This window comes from Legionella gresilensis, assembly GCF_900639865.1.
GTDB lineage: Bacteria > Pseudomonadota > Gammaproteobacteria > Legionellales > Legionellaceae > Legionella_C > Legionella_C gresilensis.
The window spans coordinates 1-20,855 of record NZ_CAAAHX010000018.1; the positions used below are offsets into that span (position 1 = coordinate 1).

The window sequence follows — 20,855 nt, forward strand, 5'->3', positions numbered from 1 at the left end:
TGTTTGCAGTATTTAAACTATTGTTAAAAATAGTTCTTATTGATGTTTATTTAAACGAAACATTTCGCGACACCGACAAATTATTCACAATTTCTGGGGATAACTCTGTGTAAAACAGTTTAGTAACGATAATTTAACAGAAAGTAATACCCTCGTAACTTTTTAGCTATTTGCATAATTATCAAAAGCCTCTGAATTTCTTTATAAATTACGCTTGAAGAGATTGAGATCATATATGGAAAAAAATGTTGTTAATTTAAGAACCTACCTTAGATTTTGTTTATTAATTATAATTAGATATCATTTAGTTAAGAATAATCTTTATGTCCAAAGAAAAATTTTGCGTATATAATGAGCAATGTCCGTCACGTAATATTTTAGAAAAAATTAGTGATAAATGGTCAATTTTAATTATCAGTAAACTTTTATACAAAACGCTCCGTTTTGGTGAGTTAAAACGAGAACTTGGTGGCATTTCTCCTAAGATGTTAACTCAAACATTAAGTAAATTAGAGCGCTTAGGCCTTATTAATAGAAAGTCTTTTCCTGTTTTACCTATGAAAGTAGAGTATTCTTTAACAGCGTTAGGGTATGAACTTGGCGTTATTCTTAATTCATTAAAAATATGGACTGAAGCAAATATAGAGGCAATGCTGACTCTTGAAAGTAAATTTAAAGAATCAATATAATAATAATTTCATCCAAACCATTTCAATAGTGTACTTTTACCTAAATTATCGTATATATAAGATAAGTAAAGAGTTAACTGCTGTTCGTAATTTTTATTTAATTTAAGTTTAGAAGTAATAGGCTCATGATGAAAAAAATTACCTTTTAAATATTGATTACAAAAGTTCTGATAATCCATAGTAAAGAGAAGAAAGGTGTGCCATATATTATCAATATCTGCCATTTCTGGATGAATGGTACAAGAAAAATTTAATAAAGGATTGTAAGGGTTTTTTTCTTTGTCTGAGTTATATTTAAGGCAAAGCCAGATGAATTTCATTAGTTCCCTTAAAGCTTCTTTAGAATGCATCTTGGCGTTAGGGTAATCTTTGCTGTAACGTAAGGTAACTCTATCATTTTTATAGGCTGTGATAATCTTTAATTTAGGGTAGTCCACTTAAAATTCCTATTAATTAAAGCATTCTATTTTAGAATAGGATGCTCATAATTATGCTCCTATACATGTTCCTGGCCCACACCATCCTCTACTTTTTTTTAAAAGTTTTTTTTGAACAATCTTCTTAATAATTTTTTCTTTCATAAAATTTCCTTTATCATGAATTAATAACTTCTAAAATATATAAGCTATATTAATCAGTCAATTAGTTACCTATAAGTAACCAATTTGGAAATTTTAATGAATAAAAAAAATTGGAGTAATTATTATCACGCTACACAACAAATCATACAGCCAAGAGAGGCATTAACTAAAGCAATTGATTATTTTAACTACAAAGATAAATTAGATTATGTTCCATTTGCTATTGATTTAGGATGTGGTACAGGAACAGATGCACTTAAATTATTAGATTTTGGCTGGTCAGTATTGGCAATTGACGCTAATGTAGAAGCAATTACAATTCTAAATGCTCGCTGCCCATCCTTATTACGATATAAATTAATTACGAAGATAGCTAGTTTTGAAACATTAAACATTCTTCCATTGGCTTCATTGATTTCTGCTAACTATAGCCTCCATTTTTTAAAGCCAGATGTCTTTTATAAATTCTGGAATTTAATTTTAACAGCGTTACCTTTAGGGGGAATTTTTGCAGGAACTTTTTTAGGAGTAGGTGATAGTTGGCATAAGATAAATAAATTTAATATGACATTCTGCGGTAAGGATGATTTAAATCATCTTCTTAAGCAATTAGACATTATATGGTTTGAAGAAACAAAAAAAGAAGGTATAGACGCTTTAGGTCATAATAAATTTTGGCATTCCTATAAGGTAGTTGCTGAAAAAACTAAATAGATAAGAATAATTTAAATCATAAATTGATGGTTACTGCATCATTTTTATAATAATTAAAATCTAGGTTCATGGATTAGTATTAATATAAAAGAATGGTTATTTTGTTTAATAATTTACATAACTTGAGAAAAATGTCTCTGAGCTCACTATTAAAGTACGCGCTAAGATTACTGTTACAATTATTTATATTTTTGAAATTAGATATAAATTTATGCCAAAAAATATTATTGTTACGGGTGTCATAAATTGTTAATTTCTATTTAATCCGGAGGTTTACATGTTTATTATAATTTTTTGTCTTTTTATTGCTTGTTTATTTCCTTATTTAGCCAAAATTCCGATAGCTTTAGCTATGAAAGATAAGCCCGAAGGGTATGACAACAATAATCCACGGCTACAACAAGCTTCTCTTACTGGCTGGGGGGCACGTGCTGTTGCTGCACATCAAAATAGTTTTGAATCCCTTGTTATCTTTTCAGCAGCAAGTTTAACAGCTATTGCTACTAACCATACAGGCTATTTGATTCAAATACTAGCAATAATTTATTTGGTTTCTCGATGTTTTTATCATTTTTTATATTTAATTGACCGCTCAACTTTACGCTCAATTTTCTGGGCAATAGGTTATATGGCTTCCTTAATTATGATTTGGCTATGTATTCCATTTATTTAAATTAACTAAGGAAATTTTTAGGAATCTCATTTATATAATCTGTAATTTCTTGAGGAATATCTTCTAATTTCGTTTTAATTTTTTCGTGGGTTTGATTTTTTGCCACATAAAAAGCTGCCCAACTTAATAAAGATGGATAATTTTTTTTATCTCCAAGTTCCCATTTGCATCGAGCAGCAATAGTTGAATTAGAATTTAATATTTCATTTCCTTGCTCATCTAATAAAATAACCTTTTTAATATTAGGTAACATTTCCTTAATTAACTGTCTTTGACGAGGTGACATTTTTTCAACCTCAATATAATTTAATTGAACAGTTTGTATATGAGCTAGGGAGCCTTTAACCTCTGCCAAATTTTTCTCAGATACTTTATGTAAATCACCTTCTTCTAATTTTTCTAATCTAAGCGACTTTATACTGGGCGGAATAGATGTTAGGACTAATAAAAGATCATTCTCAATTTTATTACAAGCTCCATTTATAAATAGGGAATTAATATGTTTAGGAAGCGCTGAAAAAATATCTGCTACTTCCATACCTGTTTGTTTTGCAAAATTATTCCAGCTTAAAGTGAGAGAAGTTATATTAATAGGAATAGTTTTAAATGCTTTTTTTAGTTCTTTACTGCTTCGAAGATAAAAAAAATTCCAACTTAAATCCAATGCAGTGATGTTAGGAGAAATACTGGAAAATATCTCTTCTAATTCGGAACCTGTTTTATTAATAAGTTTGCTTTGACTTAAATCAAGTAAAATCATATCCTTATTTAATTTTTTAATGCTTCCTATACTAGGTTTCGTTTGCAACTTAATTTTCCTAACTTAGTTATAAATAGATTAAGTGATTATTGATAAACTATAATGAGTGGTTATTCTACAGTTTCAAATTATAAAAAACAAACTATTTTTTAATCAGTATGTAAACTAATGGTCAGTTTAATGAAGTTGGCTTATATGTAGACCATATATCCTTAGTTGTAATCAATTTATTTTGTTTGAGATGGAGGAGCCAAACTAATCTAGGGGTAATTTACGATTAATTTTTCCCTAAATTAAATTTAGGCAGCCTGCATCGTCTATACAGGTCTAATGAAAAATTAAATAAACAAAAAAAATTTATCTTCTTTAAAGATAAAGACGGCGTTGAAATCACTAATAAGAAAGCTAGCGAAATAGTAAATAAGGATTTCAAAACTAATATAAGAAGTAATCAGAAACTTATTACCAAACCCATTTGATGCGAAAAAATTCCTATGAAAGATAACAAAGTTTTTTTTGGTACAAGTGCAATATTATTAGCCACTATGTTGTGGGGAATGACGTTTTCATTTATAAAAGATGCTGTCGCGACCCTTAATCCTTTTAACTTTTTATATTGGCGTTTTGGTATTGCAAGTGTATTACTTTTTATTCTCTTTTTTAAAAAAATTAAGTTGAATAAAAAGAATATATATTATGGCTTCACATTAGGTATATTCTTAGCTGGTACTGTTATCTTTCAAACTATAGGCCTTTGTTATACAACCGCGTCAACTGCAAGTTTTATTACAGGATTATCGGTAGTATTAGTAGCTTTATTTGAATCTTTTTTAAATAAATGTTACCCATCTTTATATTTAATAGTATCAGTAGCTCTGTCAATTATTGGAATTAGTTTTATTACTCTTTCTGATGGTCTAATTATTAATCAGGGTGATGTTTGGGTTTTATTATGCTCCTTTTGTTTTGCAAGCTATATCATTGTTGCTGGTAAGGCGTCTCGAATTCATGAGTCTTTAACCTTAACCTTTTTACAATCAATGTTTGTTTGTATTATTGCTGGTATAGCTAGTTTTTTAACAAATGAAATCAAGCTTCCGCAACAAATAAATGTATGGTTTGCAATTTTATTTTGTAGTGTCTTTGCGTCAATTATAGCTTTTATACTACAATTAAAATTTCAAAAATATGTTAGCTCATCAAAGGCAGCAATAATTTTTTCTCTTGAACCAGTTTTTGCAACAATAACTGCCGCACTATATTTGAAAGAGAAAATAACTATTCCATTCTTTGTAGGCGCTTTAATGATAATAATGGCAATCTTATTATCAGAATATCATGCAAAATCCAGAATAATACCGCAAAATTAATTTTAAAAGAAATTTAATTGATAGTTAACTATTTAAGATTATTCACTAAATTAAGAACTTCAGAAGGTAAATTTTGTATTACTATTTAGATAAGATAGTTTTAACTTTATAAAATTCCATCAAAAATTTAAATTAAGAAATTTATAAGATTTGATCCTAATTAGGGCAGGTAAAGTTAGGAATACAACTATACCCTAAGAACTTACTTTTAGTATTGTTAGGTGGTAACTTAAAATCAAATACACTTACGCCATATATTTGTTTGCCATTATATGTTCGCCCATCACTGGAACCAGCCATTAAATGATTTCCCTGCTTATTTTTTCCTAAATAGAGCATAACATGCGTGGCACAAGGATTATTTAAAGCCTGATAGGTTCCGCCCCAGAAAAGTAGGTCACCAGGGCTAAGATGTGAAAGTTTATCAATATCATTAGTTCTTACTGAATAAAAATGGCCACTTTTTTTTACCCATTGATACAATTCTTCGGACGAGCGAGGAACATTCTTAATTCCAATTCTTGTTAGCAAGTAATAAATTGTCCCTGAACAGTCCATTCCTCCTGCGGATGGTTCAGCAGAACCATATAAATAACCTATTTTCTGAGCTGCCAAATCTAATGCGATTTGAATTACTTGTTTCACTTTATTTGAGTTCGCTTGAAAATCTACTAAGGATTCAGTAGGTATTGTTTCAGTTTCGTATTGGATAACTTGTGCTGTGCTTTGAGTGCAAAAAAGAGTCATAGGAAAAATGCACAAAAAATATTTAAGCAGATTTTTTACGTTGTAAGATAATATCATTATGTCTTAACTAGATAATTATTGAATAAAATAGTCTAGATTCTATTAATATCATATAAAAAGCTCGGGCTTTTAAAAAGACTATATCAATATAAGCAAACTAGTCAATTAGACAGATATTCTATCTAAACTTAAAAATTAAAGTTAAATAGCATTAAGCCGAAAATTTATACATTAAGTAATTATCTTAGTTATCAATTTTAAATTTATAGGGAGCATACTTATCAATTTTTCGCTTCCTACTTAGACTTAAGGATAATCTTTATGAAAAATATTCTACGCTGCTTTTTATTGATATTGACTGCCATTTTTAGTAGCGAAGGTCAGACAGAACAAAACATGGTTACACCAAGTATTTTAGAGCAGCTAATGCAAAAAGGTGGTTTTGGCTTTGCCAATTTAGAACACCGTGAATTAGGTGAGTCAATTATTTTAAGAGGGCTTCAGAATACCGATCCTGAATTAACTCTTCCAAATGGAATAAAGGTTACCTATGGAGAAATTGTAATGCTTGCAGGTGATTTATTCGGAAATGCTAAATATCCTATATCAAGTTGTTCACTATCTACACCTCAAGATTGTTTTGAAGCACAGTTTAATGCATTAGCCTTAGTTCCCAAAGATAAAATTTTAAGTGAAATAAAACAATTAAGAAAGTTTTTTACAGAGTTAGCTTTAGAATTAGAAGAGGCGCGACATCAAGGTCAGGATGATTGGGATTTTTATAAGAAAAAAGGTAGTGATATAACTAAAAAGCTTAATCGACTGACGGGCGGAGGTAGCTTTATAAGTGATTATATTCCTTTTGGCCAGTATATTCTCCTAGCACAAGTTAATTATGATCATTTTGTGCCAGATTCTTTGCAAGCCTATCAAGTTGGCCATCTAATGGCATTAAAAACAGCACTAAAGGCTCATCAATTGTTTTTGCAAAATAAAATTGGAGAAGCAGATACGATATTACAACTTGCTTATGCACAAAATGCATTTGCTAATCATTATTTAACTGATTCCTTGTCATCAGGACACATGAGGACGCCTAGGCGAGCTGTGGCAAAAATTCATTTGCCAGCTGTTTTGAATTTACTGATTGCAAATTTAATGCATGATGAGGATAGCCAGCAGGGCCTTTGGATATTTAATGCAAAAGGGATGAGTTGGTTAGCTTATGGCGATGGAAACCTTTATAAAAAAGATAATAAATTTCATTATGAATTGATTAAAAAAATTATGCAGTTATCGGCAGATAGTATTTACGAAGTATTTAAAACAGGGAGAATACCTGATAATTTCCCTGAGCTGGAACTTTTACCAGCATACACTCAGATTGATGAATTAAATAATACTTCGCCACTTTTTAAAGTAGAAAATGGAAAACTTTTAAAGAGAGAGGCTAATTTTGATCCATGGAATTATCATTGGACAGGCAATTGGGTTCCATTATTTACTTTATTAGAATTTCAAATTAAAAATAAATAATTCTTATTAAAAGAGCATATTCATTAATTAGGAAAGGAATTAATTGATATTAATTACCTTAATAAATAATTACTGAATTTAGGGTAATTGTTTAGGAAGAGTTGAAATTACACTTTTAGGTAATAACAGCCAATAATAACCTTTATTTTTCATGTGTCCAGCTATATAGGTAGCTTTATCCCCAGCTCCCCAAAAGACGTCCCCTCGAACAGGACCTCGAATTGCGCCACCTGTATCTTGAGCAATCATTAAGCGTTGCAAAGGCTTTTCAGAGTCTGTTGTTTGATTAGGTCTGGTCGTATCGAGCCATAATGGTGTACCTAAAGGAATCCATTTTTCATCAACCGCTAAGGAATAGCCGGGTGTTAAATTCACGTCTGCTGCTCCTATTGCGGCTGTTTGTTTTAAGATTCGAAAGAAGACAAAAGATTTATTCTGATTAAGAATAGGTAACATTTCCTGGGGATGCGCTTCCAAATATGCTTTTATACCTTGCATAGAGGCATTATCTTTCGTCATTACCCTTTTATCTATTAATACTTGAGCTATAGATGTATAGGGTTGGCCGTTTTCACCAGCGTAACCAACAAATAAAGTACTTCCATTCGGTAATTTAATAATACCTGAGCCTTGAATTTCTAAAAATAATCGATCGATACGGTTATTAACCCATGCAAGTACGGGCGCTTTTCCGATGAGTGCGCCGTTATTAATTTCTTCTCGTGTATAAAAAGGAACAAGTTTATTTTCTTTAACTCGACCAGCTATATGTTGATGCGCAAATTTAGGATCAAAGTCTTCTAATTTAGCTATAACCATACTGTACGGTAAGCCATAAATAGGAATATTATATTCTTGAGTCTCTGTGAGGCTACCGTCTAATAAAGGTAAATAATATCCAGTAAATAGCCCTTGAACCGGATTTTTATTGTAAAATTCAACTGGGGTGAACCATTTTTCAAAAAAGTCACGAGCATCCGCTTCATCAATGGTATGAGGATTAAGAGCTAATGCATCGTGGCAAGCAGGATACCAATCCTTAACTTTTACCGGAATTTCTTTACTACCAACAGAACGCTCAGGATCTTGCCGTAAAAATCCAGTACAAGAAATCTGAAAAGCTAATAGGGATTCTTTTATACTTGTTTCTCCCCAGCCGGGCAATTCTTCAAAGGTTACTTCTTTAAAAGTCATTGGCGACGCGGATTCCTCTAAGGGCCATACTGGAGATACAGCACTAAGACTAAAAATCAAAATATAGATGTACAATATTTTTTGCTTCATATAAAATTAAATTTTATACTAAATTGATTAAAATTCAATCAAATTGTTTAAAATAAATATATGTGTAATTTAGTAGAGCCTTTACGCGAAAAGTTTATCACTTTGATTTTTTATAGTTTTTAAGCTTCACGATATATAATTATATGTTTTTCTTTGCAATAAAAAATTATTTATTCTTCTTGGAGCTTTGATAAGAATCAAACTTCTAGAATTAAGTTAATTACCTAAATAAATTTATAGTTGATTAAATTTAAACGACATAAAAACAGTATGAATCTATTGATATTTATTCCAATCACTTTTATAAACAATAAAGGTCAAAATTTTGAAAATTTGAATATACAGGTTAAAATTAGATAGGCTTTTAGTTTCAGGAAGATCAACTAATTTATTTAGAAATAAAGGGATATTATGTTTTCTAAAATGTTTGAATTAAAAAAAAACACAAAAATTATGTCAAATTAACAGAAGTTAAAGATCAGGGTAAAATTATGGTTCTTACTTTTAAAAAACCTGATCACATTCAAGTTAAACCTGGGCAGTATTTTGCTATTTATCCTAGTAACCATTTGCCTAGAGAGATTATGAAGCCTTTACTTTTAACTATTGCTTCTGGAAGTCATGATGATTACATTCAATTTACCTTTCCAAAAGCAGCTCATAGATTGAGTATAAAAAAGATTTTAGAAGTCTTTAAGTTACATTCAGGACGTTCAATATTACTAGATGGACCTTTTGGAAACGGTTTTACAATAGGTGATACTTTAGATCCTATTCTAATTATTGGAGCGGGTAGTGGTATTTCGTTATTACAAAGCATAAAACATAGTGTCAATACTAATATTCCTGTAAGTGTCATTTACAGTGCAAAAGATATCAAAAATATTCCTAATTTGGATGAAATAAATATTTGGGCAGAGGATAATAAAAATTATCTAACTTTGACACAAACAGATGTGGTTCCTAGAGGATGGTATAAGGGAAGAGTTAATGATTATTTAATGCAAACCGAATTTGATAAAAATACTAGAATTATCATTTGTGGGCCCGATGCTTTTATTAAAGCGGTTGTAGATATTTTCCAAGAAAAAATTCATCCTTTAGAAAATATATTTATTAGTTCTAATCACATTAAAATGGGTAATAATGAAAATATTTATTCTTTAGAAAGCGATATGGGTAAAGAGTTTTTATCTGAAGAAAAAGAGCTATCTAAAAAAAAATTGTGCATGTAAAATTTCCAACTTCAGCGATTATGGATAAAATTATTTCTAATGTTTTACCTGTCGTTAACAAAGGCTGGATCCCTCAAGAAAAATTATTGAGTATAACCGATGTCAATCAGATTGAATTTGCCCTTAAAGGCGAACAAATTTTTGATTTAATAATTAATGAAATTAAAAAAACAAAAAAACAAATATTAATACAGACTTTTGCTTGGGATAGACGCACTAAATTTGTTCTTGATTTACAATCTACTTTAATAGAGATTGGCAGGGAAAAATTGAATCAAGGTGGTGACATTTCTGTCGATATATTTATTTTACTTGATGAGCTTGGGTGGTTGGCGCAGCTAGTATTTAGGCAAAAAAAGCCAGTCAAATGGCCTCATTCTCCTAGCGATCTTGGTTTAAGTAATTTACCTGACAATATACGTGTTCATGTAGGAGTACATCATCATAATTGGCTAGATGCAACACATTCCAAAACAGTTCTGATAGATAATCAAACCTTAATTATTACAGGAGCCAATTTTCAATTTTCTAATTATGGCTCCAACTGTAATTATGACGCTGCCATTTTATTAAGAGGAAATTCGGCCCAATCTGCTTTTTTCGATTTTATTAACAATTGGAAAGTAAGAAGTAATGTTAGCGAAGAGGATATACTACCTACTTATTGGAATGAAAATATAGATGTCCTAAATAATATTATTGAAGAAAAAAATAGCGCAACGGTACTATATTTAGCTAGTAAGCTTAGAAAGAAATATACATCTGGATTATTTGTAAAATTACCTTCTGAACCAATTAATAATGCCTTTATAGCCGCGCTTGAAAATGCTCAAAATATTATTCGTATTACTACGCCAAATTTAAATGAACCAGCCATTTTGAGTTTATTGCTTGATTTCATGAATAAAAGAGGCGGTAGATTAGAATTAATTTTAGGCAAAGGATTTAATGATAAAAGAGAGAAAAAGTATGGTGGTACTAATGATAGAACTGTTAGTCAATTATTAGCAGGTATAGCTTTAGATAAAAGCAAGCAACTTAATATTAAATGGTATTCTCAGGATAGCATTAATATTGGCGTGATTCATATGAAATTTATGACTGTGGATGATCAAATTTTTCTTTTCGGGACCGCTAACCTTGATAAAATAGGTTTGCGTCATTGTCATGACACAAATATTATTATTGATCATGAAGGATTAACAAAGAAAGCAATTACAACTTTTTTTAAGCCTGCATGGGAAACAAGCATTCCAGTTGATAGTAGTTTGTACAATAAAAGAATTAGTTTTAATAGATTATAATAAAGTTTCAAAAGAATTTATTTTACTGAAATCGATTTTATTAACAGTTAATAGGAAGTGGAGGCCTAATTAACTGTTAATAATAACTAACTATGCTATACAGCGCTTATCCATTTAAGGCCAGCATAAGCTCCATGTAAACCAAAATCGCTACTTAATCTAGTTTCATGAGCTGTATTTAAGTCTAAGTTGCTGAAATGCAGCGCATTAAAGTAATTTACAACCATATAACCTACATCTAGTGTAAAATTACCTTGTGGGGTTCCAAAGGTATAAGCAGCGCCTAATTTAGCATCTATTTCAGGTACTAAAGAAACAAAAGAGGAATAAACTGGCCGGCTTAATGCACCCGGAATATCACTAAAGACTGAATTGTTACGATATTCATTTTCACCGACAATTGCAGCTATAGCGCCTTTGCCATAAATAGAAAAGCCAGCGCCCCAATTATAAGTCATGTCCATACCAAGTCGCGGGCCACCACCATTAAATTTAAGATCACCTGTTGCAGGGGGGAAGCCGCTCAATGTAGCAAAAATGGTCGTTCCAGAGATAATTTCATCACCGCGAAATTGAGTATGTATACGCGTATATTGAGCTCCAGCATGGAATCGAATATCTTTAAATTCTCCGAAATCAACATGTTGAGCAAATTCAAAATTAACTGCATCAAAATCAGTACCACTGGAAATTACACTACCTAAGTTAATTAAAGGTGCAGTTGGATCTATGGAAGTAGATAAGTGTCCAGCATGTGATCTGACAGATAAATCATCATGCCAACGTATCCAATTGACATTAATATCATTACCCGGTCCAAAATGATAAGATCCTTCTAATCTAAAACCCCATTCAAAATCATTATCTAAATCATCATAGGTTAAAGTCCCATTAACACTACCGACATTGACCACACTTAAATTAGAATTACTATATAAAGGTTGCAAATAAAGTGCTTGTATACCAATATCCCAGCCCATTGTAGGACAAGGTACTGTAACATTTCCTGGTACACAAACTGGCCCCATAGTTCCTGCAAATAGAGCGCTATGTCCTAAAATTAGAGTAACTGTAGCTATTTTTTTAACGCTAATCATTAAATTCAACTCCATTTAATTAATAATTATTCTTCCCTTACATATTAAGAGTAAAAGATTGAGAAATACTGGCATACTATTCTGTAAATTTAATTTATTGTCAAATTAAAATGAATATACTAACTTTAACTTTAAAAATTTATAGAGCTCATAGAGAGTAATGCATCTAATACTAGCCATGTCCAAAGAGATGTAAAAAGTTTAAAAGTTCCTTTGTGACTTCATCAGGCATTTTCAGTGGCAACATATGTCCGCGATTAAGAACAATCAGTTGTTTTACATCTTTAATTTAAGAAGCCGGTAGGTGAGATTCTTCTTTTGGGCCGCGTTGCAAATACTGTAAAAACACAAGTTATTCACATTGAAGATAAGAAAGCAATAGCGCATTTGAGAGATTTTGCTGTTTACCTTAAACAAACAGGTCAAGTGCAATTCATTGATTCAGTTAGTGGGAAAATAAAGAATGTCTTACTTAAGACACCTCCGGGAAGCACCCAAACTCAAATAATGTTTCAAGATCCAGCAGTATTTCAAGCTTATCAGGCATAGGCAAATTCTAAACAATCATTAGTGCTAAAAATTAATGCTAAAGAGGCTGTTGCACATTTAAAGGATTTTGCCACTTATCTTCAACAATATGGCCAAGGCAATTTAATTAATTCAGCGACTAGTAAAATACAAGGCATTTCATTGACAACACCTAAAAGAAGTACCCAAGCTGAAATTACATTCGAAAATCCAGGAATTGCACAAGCTTATACAAATTTCGCCCAGGCTCTTCAACAAAAGATTATGGATGCTAACAAATCAATGAAAACCAATCTTCAAGATATTGTAGGAATTGAGCAAAAAGAATTAAATGCTGGTGAATTTACATATCCGAAATTTTAAGCACAATAAACTATTTAGCGGAGTGCCATATTCTCAAGAAGATTAAGTTGGTAAAATTTAGAATCCTTAAAGTGAGTTATATTTTATTCTATCGTTAAATTAATTTAACAGTTAAAAACTTATTGCCTCAAGGCTTTCTACTTCAATTATTATCCACATCAGTTTAACTACCAAGATTTACCCACTTCATTCCAAATAAAATTTGATTAAACGAATCTATTTTTAATTAACCTATTGACTTTAAAGAATTTTTTTATTGTAATTCGTGTTATACATTATACTTACCGCGCCTTTATTGGCCAGATTAAATCCAATTATTTTTTCAGAAACACCTACCACTCTACTAGAGCTTCTAACCAAAGATAAGGATGTAAAAATGATGTCAGAAGAAGCATATACTCTTAATCAAGCTGATTTAACTGTTTTACTCAATGCTATAAAAGAAACTACTGCTGAGCATGCAATATTTTTAACTACAGAAATACCAAATTTGCAAGAAGATTTAATTTTAAGTGAAGCCAAACAAACTATTGAAGAATTAGAACAAATAGCCATTGCTTTAGAGCAAAATGCTTCTATATCAATTGCATTGATTGAAGATTTTTTAATGAACAGGTGGGAGAGAATCAGGGGTAGTTTTCTAAGTTACACAGGGATGCCTGCAGGCTATATTAACCGATGTTGTCTTACGTTTGCTGCCATCTTGCATAAAATAAAGCCTGAAAAGAAAAAAATGCAATATCTAATGCCAACTTTAACACATTTGATTGATCAATTAGATTTATTTCCTGATAAACAAATTGATGATTACTGTTTAGATGAGGTCATTTTATCGGAAGTACAGAATGCACTTATTCCTGTTCAATTATTAAGTTTTATTACGCCTGGCTCAACAAACTTATCCGAATTACATAACCCTTTTGTAAAAAGCGAGGAAGATACGGTATTGCTGTTATCAGAAGATGAGCAAAAACGTCTTATAAATCACAATAAAGATACGCAATATTTCTTTAAGCTTTTTACCACCATACTTAACGCTAAATTACAAAGCCTCTCTTTAGGCGGGAAGCTATTTCAATTAATTCAAGCCCTAAAACAAGGCGGTAAAAAGGGTGGACATGGTGGCTCTGAATATAATGCAGGTCCCGATGCGAATATAGGCATTGCTGATTTTATGTTTTACTGGAATAGTCTTAGTCAAGAAGAGTGTGATAACGTTAGTAGCTTACGCACCAATAAAGAAACTTTAGGTCAAATAATAAAAATATTGCAAGAGGGCGCAGGTGAAAGTGTAAGTTCATCAATTACGTGTGTCGAAATAAACGCAGGCAAGTTAGAAGATATTTTAAATGCTCATCCTGAATTATATAATACTATAAGCTCTAATTCTAAAAATTATATTTTAGCACTGGAAACTGAATTTCATCACTATAAAAATATACTCGGCGCAAAACTATCTGGTAGTGATAAGCTTAAGCTTTTAACGCCTAATCTATTTGAAAATACTTTTTTATTTAAAGAAGATAATATTATTAAACTGTTTCTATCTCTAAATTCAAGATTAAAAAATAAAAAATATACTCATCAAGATTTAGCAGATATAGTTAAAATGTACCTAAAAACATCTTATTGTTCACCTGAGTCTCTAAAAGCGTTTGATTATGTTGGAAAAACGGCCTTAACAGGATGTTTTCTAAACGCAGATATATTCAAAGAAATAATTGCTAGTCCTCATTGTACCTTTGAGGTATTAAGTCAACAAAATAAAGATGGTGATACTGCCTTATTGTATGCGATAGAAAAAGCAGGCTTAGAGGTTGTGCAAGCAATTCTCGCAAGCCCTTATTGTGCATCTCAACTATTTATGCAAAAAAATAAAGAGGGCCATACGCCATTAACGTTAGCAGTGAAAGGGCGTAAGTTAAATTTAATTTCGACAATTATTACGAGCCCTTATTGTACTTTAGAGGTGTTAACTCAACAAAATGATAAAGGTGAAAATATCTTAACAAGTGCAATAGATAAAGGTTATGTAGAGATAGTTCAAGCTATCCTAACTAGCTCTTTATGTAATTCACAATTATTGCTACAGAAGAGTAGAGAGGGTCATACGCCATTAAGCTTGGTTGTGAAAAAAGGAAATCACCATCTAGCTGCTACTATTATTAACAGCCCTCATTGTACTTTTGAAGTTTTAAACCAACAAAATGACGATAGTGATAGCGCGTTAATTCTTGCAGCAGGCGAGGGTAATGAAGATATTACTAAAACGATTTTGGCTAGCCCTTATTTTAACTATCAAATTTTAAACCAAAAAAACCAAGCAGGGTATACACCTCTTATTTTGGCTACAGAAAAACATAAAATCAATATAGTCACAGCAATTCTTTCAAATTCCCATTTTAATTCTATAGCATTAAACCAATGTAATAACGAGGGTAGTAGTGCCTTAATGATTGCTGCGGAAAGAGGTATTGATGACATAATACAAGCAATTTTAGCAAGTCCGCATTGTGACTATCATGTTTTAATGCAAAAAAATAAATCTAATTATACGCCATTACACTTAGCCATTTTAAATGGTCGCGTTAATGCAGTTAGTCTTATTACTACCAGTTCTTATTGTAGTTCTGAGATTTTAAATCAATCTACTATGGAAGGTAGTAATGCTTTAATTATGGCAGTAGGTAAGGCTGATGCAGCGATAATCAATATCATTTTGGCTAGTATAAACTTTAACAAGCAAGTGTTAATGCATCAAAATAGATATGGCGAAAGCGCATTAATTAGATCAGCAAGTTTTATTAAAAATCCTAAAGTGATGCAAACGATTCTTAATCATCCTTTATGTACGTTAGAGGTATTAATACAATGCGATGAAGCGGGGTATAGTGCATTAATTCAGGCAGTTAAAAACCATTCACTTGAGATGGTAAAAATGATACTTAATAGCCCATATTGTACTTCTCAAGTTTTAACACAGCAAACTTGCTATGGCTATAACGCTCTTATAGAAGCTGTAAGTATACAACAGTCTGAGATTGCCGAAGTACTTCTGAAAAGCCCTTATTGTAGTCAAGAATTATTAATACAGCAGGACAGAAATGGCAATACGGCCTTAATAGAAGCAGCACGTCTAGGTGAGCTTGGTATTGTAAAAGCTATTCTAGCTAATCCCAAATGTGATTATTCTGTTTTAATACAAAAAAATAAACAGGGTCGAGATGCTTTAGATTTAACAACAGATGAGACAATTAAAACGTTAATAAATGAAAAGTTGCTAACAGCCAGCAAGCCAGAAGAAAAAATGAATATTCAAAATAATAAAAATCTTTTCTTTACGCCTGAGCAAGAGAAAAATGAGTTTAAACAAATGATAAATTGCAATGACTCATTATTGCTAAATAATTAATTATTTAAATCTAGATAATTTTAATAATCTTGTTAATATGGCCCGCCTAAAATAAGGGCCTTTCATTTTTTGACTAAATATTATCTGGGTTTGATTTGAATGAAAACATATTAGCAATTAATTTTTCACTAAGGTATTAATAAAAACATACTAATTTTTATTCTTTCTTTAGGGCATTGGCGGGTTGAAACCACGTTAACATTAATTATTCTAAGTCTGATTAGCATTTTTATTAGGCTTAAAATTGAATTTTAAGTGCACGAATGCAGTTTCTAACGTCAATATTTCTTAATATTTTCTAAGCTCTTCTTTAATAATTGAATAATTATTTTATATATTCAGAGTCTTTATCGCTGCAAATCACTTATGCATTTTTTAATCTGTAGCCTTACGATACTTATCTCGGCACATTGTGTATAACCAAAATGGTCTTTAATTTAATTTTTTCTTAATAATAATCAAGTAAAATGATAGTAATTTGACCAAATTGCACAGTTTATGAGATACCCAGTTGAAAGTTCCGGAAAAGATCCACAACAGAGCCCTGAAGTACTAGAGAAACAATCAGAGAAACCTTTAGTTAACTTTAATATAGAACTGCCCAAAGGAAAAGTATCAAAAAATGAAATACGCAAGCCTCTTAAACGACAAAGGGGTATGACTTGTACACTATATGCAATGAGAAGAATAGCTTTTTTCAATAACTTAGCAGATATTAAATCTATTCAAGCTTATAAAGAGTTAAAAGAAGCCTTGTCTGACTTTACAATGACAGAGGCATGTTTTAAAAATTTAATTCATACGGCAAATAAAATAATAAAAGATTTTGATATTAACCTTGAAAAGGCGTTAATTAAAAATTTAAGTTTTATGCACTCTTACGCTAAAGCAAGAAGAATCTATAGATTTAATTTATCACCTATCGAGTTTTATAATCAGTTGGATTCTTTCTTGAAGTGGGTAATTCTCTATAGTATTTTAATTCAAAAAATATTAGCTCCTTTATTTAATTTACAACAAACAGATTGGCATCCCAGTAAAGGAATAGATGCTCTTCGTGATTCGTTAAACCAAAAAGGGGCCCACTTTTTTATGGGAAAATATGGGGCATGGTGTTATAACAAACCACCGAAAGAATATAAGGATCTATGCACCTCAACTCGGAAAGTACTCTATTTTGATAAAGACAGCTATCAAGCTGATGAAGCTATGTTCACACATGGAATTATTGTTGATCAAATTAAAAATATAAATGGAAAAAATATGATATTTTATAGGGATCCAAACTATCCATCTTCTCCAGATAAAAAAGAAAAGGTATTTATGCTAAGTTATGAAACCTTTGTAAAAAGATTAACAGATTTTCGTGGTCTAAGTTTCCAGTTCAATGAGTGTTCTTCAGAGGAAAAATTTGGATTAGTGAGCTGTGTTCCAGAAAAAATATATAGTATTCGTTGATTTTAAATATGTTATTTTTGCTTCAAATGAAGAAAGAGCAGTTATATTGGCGAATTAAAACCGTGTTCCAATAGCTTTAATAAGTCTGATTATCGGAGTAATCAGACTTATTGAATTAAATTTATAAGAAAATAAGTTTTGCCCTGTATACTGTACTCACTTTAAATTTCATTGCAGACCTTCAAATTCTTTCCTAGAAAATTCTAGCTTTTTTCTAGAAATAATTTCATCCCGGGTAAATTCAATAACAGTTTTGTTGGCGATGCAGCGCCAATTTTGCATATTACTTATATATCCTTTATCTTTCATCTTAAATACTTCCGGTGTAAATGCCGCCACATTTTTACCAGCCCTCATATCTCTTGCTGAGATAAATATAAATGCATCTATATTTGCTGCTCTCATTTCTGTGCCTAATTTCTGACTATAGGCATAACTAGTTTTATTTGAAATTTTATTTTGATAAGTTTTAAATGGTGGCTTTGTTAAATCAATGCCACTTTCGGTTTGTAGATAGGCTTTAAACGCAGTCATTGTAATTTCAATATATTCTAAGTTGGCGGAAGTATCATCAAAAAATTTCAATCGGTAATACGCCACTTCTGCTAATGCAGTATGAAGATTTATAGAGCCATACCAAAGTGACGGCTCAAAAATATTACCGAATCGAGACCCATATGCCAGAGGGGGATATCGGAATGGAGTATAAATTAAATAATGTTTATTATTTTCTATTTGTGGCTTTGAACTTTCTAAAAGCACTTCTAAAATGTCATGCTCTTCCCTACTATCAACTAAATCTCTAGAACTTGATATATGTTGAGATTCAACCATTCTCCAGGATTCCAAATCAAGATACCTTCGAAGTTTTATTCCTTCGCACTCATTCCAAATACTCATAACTTACCGCGCATTGCGTCTAAATAATTAAGTACGCTCATTAGGCCAGGAACAGTTTTTATTTCTTCAATGGGTTTATTACGGAAGTACTTATTTTGGCTATTAAGCCATAATTTAGCCTTTTCATGATTATTCCCGACCATAGCATTCAAGCTTCTATATATCCTTAATAATAATAAGGCCAGTTCTCCCTCTTTAGTATGAGGTGAAATTAGTTTTATTCCATGACTTAGCCGAGAAGCACTTGATTCGCTTATACCAATGATTTTACTCAAGTCTTTACCAGACAAAGAATAAAATTTTGATAAATTGCATATAGCTTTAGTCAAAACAATTTCTTCTTTATGTTGTAGGTTATTAGAGGTTTTCATATAATATCTCCTTTCATATGAAATTATATGGCAAAATAATTCCATTTGCAAGAAAAATTGCGACCTCAAAATAAAAATAGTGTAAGAAATCTAAGTTAATACAACATGTGGTTTTGGGACACTTTTATATCATTCCCTCTTATAGTCGTCTTATGCAATAACTAAGTTTAATTTGCAATATACAAATTAATATTTGAAATGTAGCCTGGGTGAAACAAAGTGAAACTCGGGTTTCGGCCCTGCAGGGCCTGCACTCTGGCTACGCTTGCTAGCGCATAGGCTTATGGTTTCGGTTTGGTTTTGATAGGGTCTTTTACATAATGCGGAGAAAAAATCATTTCATTATATTCTTGCACTAAGCCTTTTAATAAGCTAGTAATTGCTGATATTGTTTTATCCGACTTAAAATATCTATTATTATAGCCAGACGGCGCGTTCGAGATTTGGGCAGCTATTAATGGTTTACGTAGTTCTTGAATAATAAAATTATAGGCAGCATCGGGCGATAGATTCTTACATATTATTATGCCAAGCTTTTAACCGTTCTGCCACGCGCTCATTATTCGTATTTGAAATTTCAGTTTCTATAGTTGACATAAGCCTACGCTGCCAGTCTTTACTATAATAATCTAGCCTTATTTGCTCTCCTTGCTCATTATTGGTAAATATAACTTTCGACCCTGGTTGCTTAGATTTATGATTAGCAAGATTAGTTATATCTGCATAACCTTCATCCCAGGTCAAATCTAAATTCATCGTCTGTTTTTCTTTCAATACATTGTTAATTCCTATTGTCTGAACAATATGAAGCCTCGCAATAACCGGAATATCGTTACTCGTTATTTTGTATAATTCTGCATGCAATTTGGCTGCGAAACTTTCGCCCCCCTGTGGCATCATTTTCACTACCTTTGCCCGCCCCACAAGCTATTAAACTAATTAGCGTTCGTTTGTGGTTATTTAAATAATGCGCAAGATCCCGAGCCAATTCCGTATAATGGATCTTATCATCAGATGAATTATTTGATAAAAATTCATTGCCTGGCGAACAGTCCCCTAAGATATACAACTTAAGTCTGAAATCTTCATCTAGCGATATTCTTTTTTTTTGCTAAGTCGTGATAATTAACAATAATTGCAGGGACATCAGGATCACTATTATCCCATCTATTTTTTATTTACTGAACAATGCTAGGTCTATCACCGGCACTAATAAGTAGGATTAGTAATTAAATTATAGAAAACCTCAGGTTTGTGGGACATTTATATCATCTATATCAAGACAAAAATAGTTGAAAATAATTAGACATAACAAAGATATACTTTTCAAGGGTCGTCTTTCAACAAAGACTTATATTTTGTCTACTAGGCTTAGCTTCTAATTACATAATTGGAAACTGAAGCTCAAGATAAAAGGCTCCTTTATGTGTTAAATTTGTTTTGGTAAATAAAGCAAGCAAATCTCTCGCAATATAAAATCCATTTATAGCTTCGGTTTGATTTATCGAAATCTACCCTTCTTTCGAAATTCATATTTTTCTCGCCATTCTTATTAGTCTTCATTTTCGATTGAAAATACTTTTTCCATAAGCTAAAGATTAATTTTTCACAAATAAGTAAGCCCCCAAAATTTTTTAAAGCGAAATTCAGAGAAGCGACTATTAAGACAATGTAACTTGGGTTTTTGGGACAAGTCATTGAATTAGCTGTAATCTACTAATTTAGTTATTTTAAAATCTTTAAATATAAAAATGGAAAATCCAGCTAGAATTAACTCCTGACCAGCTTTTAATTCAGAAGATGGATATTAAATTAAATAATATAATTTACTTT

At 31.2% G+C, this 20,855-nt stretch carries 19 protein-coding genes; 11 read left to right on the forward strand and 8 right to left on the reverse strand.

All coding sequences use genetic code 11. The annotated features are described in order from the left end of the window. The first annotated feature begins 323 nt into the window (after window positions 1-323). Window positions 324-689, forward strand: a complete 366-nt coding sequence (locus E1P04_RS15645; protein WP_131783827.1) for a winged helix-turn-helix transcriptional regulator — start codon at window positions 324-326, stop codon at window positions 687-689. Between the two features lie 8 nt (window positions 690-697). Here E1P04_RS15645 and E1P04_RS15650 read toward each other — a convergent pair whose 3' ends face one another. After that, on the reverse strand, window positions 698-1,126 hold the full coding sequence (locus tag E1P04_RS15650) for a glycine-rich domain-containing protein (protein WP_131783828.1): 429 nt from the start codon (window positions 1,124-1,126) through the stop codon (window positions 698-700). A 240-nt stretch (window positions 1,127-1,366) separates the two neighbouring features. Here E1P04_RS15650 and E1P04_RS15655 point away from each other — a divergent pair, with 240 nt between their 5' ends. Continuing rightward, a complete protein-coding gene (locus tag E1P04_RS15655) occupies window positions 1,367-1,984 on the forward strand; it encodes a class I SAM-dependent methyltransferase (RefSeq protein WP_131783829.1) in 618 nt (205 codons plus the stop codon). Between the two features lie 277 nt (window positions 1,985-2,261). After that, window positions 2,262-2,657, forward strand: coding sequence for an MAPEG family protein (locus E1P04_RS15660; protein WP_131783830.1), 396 nt, complete (start codon window positions 2,262-2,264; stop codon window positions 2,655-2,657). Window position 2,658: 1 nt separating this feature from the next. On the opposite strand, the gene E1P04_RS15665 is transcribed toward E1P04_RS15660, so the two are convergent. Further along, window positions 2,659-3,465 carry a hypothetical protein gene (locus E1P04_RS15665; RefSeq protein ID WP_131783831.1) on the reverse strand — a complete coding sequence of 269 codons (807 nt, stop codon included), beginning with the start codon at window positions 3,463-3,465 and terminating at the stop codon, window positions 2,659-2,661. A 446-nt stretch (window positions 3,466-3,911) separates the two neighbouring features. Between E1P04_RS15665 and E1P04_RS15670 the strand changes: the two genes are divergently transcribed. Then, window positions 3,912-4,787 (forward strand): DMT family transporter, encoded by an 876-nt coding sequence (locus E1P04_RS15670; RefSeq protein ID WP_131783832.1) that lies wholly within the window; start codon window positions 3,912-3,914, stop codon window positions 4,785-4,787. A gap of 156 nt (window positions 4,788-4,943) precedes the next feature. Here the strand turns inward: E1P04_RS15670 and E1P04_RS15675 are convergent, their stop codons facing one another. After that, window positions 4,944-5,534, reverse strand: coding sequence for a C40 family peptidase (locus tag E1P04_RS15675; RefSeq protein ID WP_165482819.1), 591 nt, complete (start codon window positions 5,532-5,534; stop codon window positions 4,944-4,946). Between the two features lie 321 nt (window positions 5,535-5,855). Between E1P04_RS15675 and E1P04_RS15680 the strand changes: the two genes are divergently transcribed. Continuing rightward, window positions 5,856-7,070 (forward strand): phospholipase, encoded by a 1,215-nt coding sequence (locus E1P04_RS15680; protein ID WP_131783834.1) that lies wholly within the window; start codon window positions 5,856-5,858, stop codon window positions 7,068-7,070. A gap of 78 nt (window positions 7,071-7,148) precedes the next feature. On the opposite strand, the gene mltA is transcribed toward E1P04_RS15680, so the two are convergent. Then, window positions 7,149-8,354, reverse strand: coding sequence for a murein transglycosylase A (gene mltA, locus E1P04_RS15685; protein ID WP_131783835.1), 1,206 nt, complete (start codon window positions 8,352-8,354; stop codon window positions 7,149-7,151). A gap of 491 nt (window positions 8,355-8,845) precedes the next feature. Between mltA and E1P04_RS15690 the strand changes: the two genes are divergently transcribed. Continuing rightward, entirely contained in the window at window positions 8,846-9,589 is a 744-nt protein-coding gene (locus tag E1P04_RS15690) for an FAD-dependent oxidoreductase (RefSeq protein ID WP_131783836.1), read from the forward strand. Continuing rightward, on the forward strand, window positions 9,580-10,893 hold the full coding sequence (locus tag E1P04_RS15695; RefSeq protein WP_131783837.1) for a phospholipase D-like domain-containing protein: 1,314 nt from the start codon (window positions 9,580-9,582) through the stop codon (window positions 10,891-10,893). The genes E1P04_RS15690 and E1P04_RS15695 overlap by 10 nt, the downstream gene beginning before the upstream one ends. Before the next feature lie 95 nt (window positions 10,894-10,988). On the opposite strand, the gene E1P04_RS15700 is transcribed toward E1P04_RS15695, so the two are convergent. Beyond that, on the reverse strand, window positions 10,989-11,990 hold the full coding sequence (locus E1P04_RS15700) for an Lpg1974 family pore-forming outer membrane protein (protein WP_131783838.1): 1,002 nt from the start codon (window positions 11,988-11,990) through the stop codon (window positions 10,989-10,991). A 318-nt stretch (window positions 11,991-12,308) separates the two neighbouring features. Between E1P04_RS15700 and E1P04_RS15705 the strand changes: the two genes are divergently transcribed. The 4 genes from E1P04_RS15705 (at window position 12,309) to E1P04_RS15720 (ending at window position 17,751) form a co-directional block, all read left to right on the forward strand. Further along, window positions 12,309-12,539 (forward strand): hypothetical protein, encoded by a 231-nt coding sequence (locus E1P04_RS15705; RefSeq protein WP_131783839.1) that lies wholly within the window; start codon window positions 12,309-12,311, stop codon window positions 12,537-12,539. 21 nt (window positions 12,540-12,560) lie between these two features. Next, window positions 12,561-12,881: a hypothetical protein gene (locus E1P04_RS15710; protein WP_131783840.1), complete on the forward strand. Its 321-nt coding sequence runs from the start codon at window positions 12,561-12,563 to the stop codon at window positions 12,879-12,881. 376 nt (window positions 12,882-13,257) lie between these two features. Further along, window positions 13,258-16,293, forward strand: a complete 3,036-nt coding sequence (locus E1P04_RS15715) for an ankyrin repeat domain-containing protein (protein ID WP_165482820.1) — start codon at window positions 13,258-13,260, stop codon at window positions 16,291-16,293. Between the two features lie 498 nt (window positions 16,294-16,791). After that, window positions 16,792-17,751, forward strand: a complete 960-nt coding sequence (locus tag E1P04_RS15720; protein WP_131783842.1) for a hypothetical protein — start codon at window positions 16,792-16,794, stop codon at window positions 17,749-17,751. Window positions 17,752-17,919: 168 nt separating this feature from the next. On the opposite strand, the gene E1P04_RS15725 is transcribed toward E1P04_RS15720, so the two are convergent. The 3 genes from E1P04_RS15725 to E1P04_RS15735 all read right to left on the reverse strand — a co-directional run bounded on the left by E1P04_RS15725 (window position 17,920) and on the right by E1P04_RS15735 (window position 19,922). After that, window positions 17,920-18,585, reverse strand: coding sequence for an RES family NAD+ phosphorylase (locus tag E1P04_RS15725; RefSeq protein ID WP_242604491.1), 666 nt, complete (start codon window positions 18,583-18,585; stop codon window positions 17,920-17,922). Between the two features lie 62 nt (window positions 18,586-18,647). Next, window positions 18,648-19,022 carry an antitoxin Xre/MbcA/ParS toxin-binding domain-containing protein gene (locus tag E1P04_RS15730; protein WP_131783844.1) on the reverse strand — a complete coding sequence of 125 codons (375 nt, stop codon included), beginning with the start codon at window positions 19,020-19,022 and terminating at the stop codon, window positions 18,648-18,650. Between the two features lie 513 nt (window positions 19,023-19,535). Next, window positions 19,536-19,922, reverse strand: coding sequence for a hypothetical protein (locus E1P04_RS15735; RefSeq protein WP_131783845.1), 387 nt, complete (start codon window positions 19,920-19,922; stop codon window positions 19,536-19,538). Window positions 19,923-20,855: the final 933 nt, after the last annotated feature.

Bases quoted from the DNA above. Each gene is read 5' to 3' on its own strand.
- E1P04_RS15645 (WP_131783827.1), top strand. From the start codon at position 324: ATGTCCAAAGAAAAATTTTGCGTATATAATGAGCAATGTCCGTCACGT.
- E1P04_RS15655 (WP_131783829.1), top strand. From the start codon at position 1,367: ATGAATAAAAAAAATTGGAGTAATTATTATCACGCTACACAACAAATC.
- E1P04_RS15660 (WP_131783830.1), top strand. From the start codon at position 2,262: ATGTTTATTATAATTTTTTGTCTTTTTATTGCTTGTTTATTTCCTTAT.
- E1P04_RS15670 (WP_131783832.1), top strand. From the start codon at position 3,912: ATGAAAGATAACAAAGTTTTTTTTGGTACAAGTGCAATATTATTAGCC.
- E1P04_RS15675 (WP_165482819.1), bottom strand. From the start codon at position 5,534: ATGACTCTTTTTTGCACTCAAAGCACAGCACAAGTTATCCAATACGAA.
- E1P04_RS15680 (WP_131783834.1), top strand. From the start codon at position 5,856: ATGAAAAATATTCTACGCTGCTTTTTATTGATATTGACTGCCATTTTT.
- mltA (WP_131783835.1), bottom strand. From the start codon at position 8,354: ATGAAGCAAAAAATATTGTACATCTATATTTTGATTTTTAGTCTTAGT.
- E1P04_RS15690 (WP_131783836.1), top strand. From the start codon at position 8,846: ATGGTTCTTACTTTTAAAAAACCTGATCACATTCAAGTTAAACCTGGG.
- E1P04_RS15700 (WP_131783838.1), bottom strand. From the start codon at position 11,990: ATGATTAGCGTTAAAAAAATAGCTACAGTTACTCTAATTTTAGGACAT.
- E1P04_RS15715 (WP_165482820.1), top strand. From the start codon at position 13,258: ATGATGTCAGAAGAAGCATATACTCTTAATCAAGCTGATTTAACTGTT.
- E1P04_RS15720 (WP_131783842.1), top strand. From the start codon at position 16,792: ATGAGATACCCAGTTGAAAGTTCCGGAAAAGATCCACAACAGAGCCCT.
- E1P04_RS15725 (WP_242604491.1), bottom strand. From the start codon at position 18,585: ATGGTTGAATCTCAACATATATCAAGTTCTAGAGATTTAGTTGATAGT.
- E1P04_RS15730 (WP_131783844.1), bottom strand. From the start codon at position 19,022: ATGAAAACCTCTAATAACCTACAACATAAAGAAGAAATTGTTTTGACT.
- E1P04_RS15735 (WP_131783845.1), bottom strand. From the start codon at position 19,922: ATGATGCCACAGGGGGGCGAAAGTTTCGCAGCCAAATTGCATGCAGAA.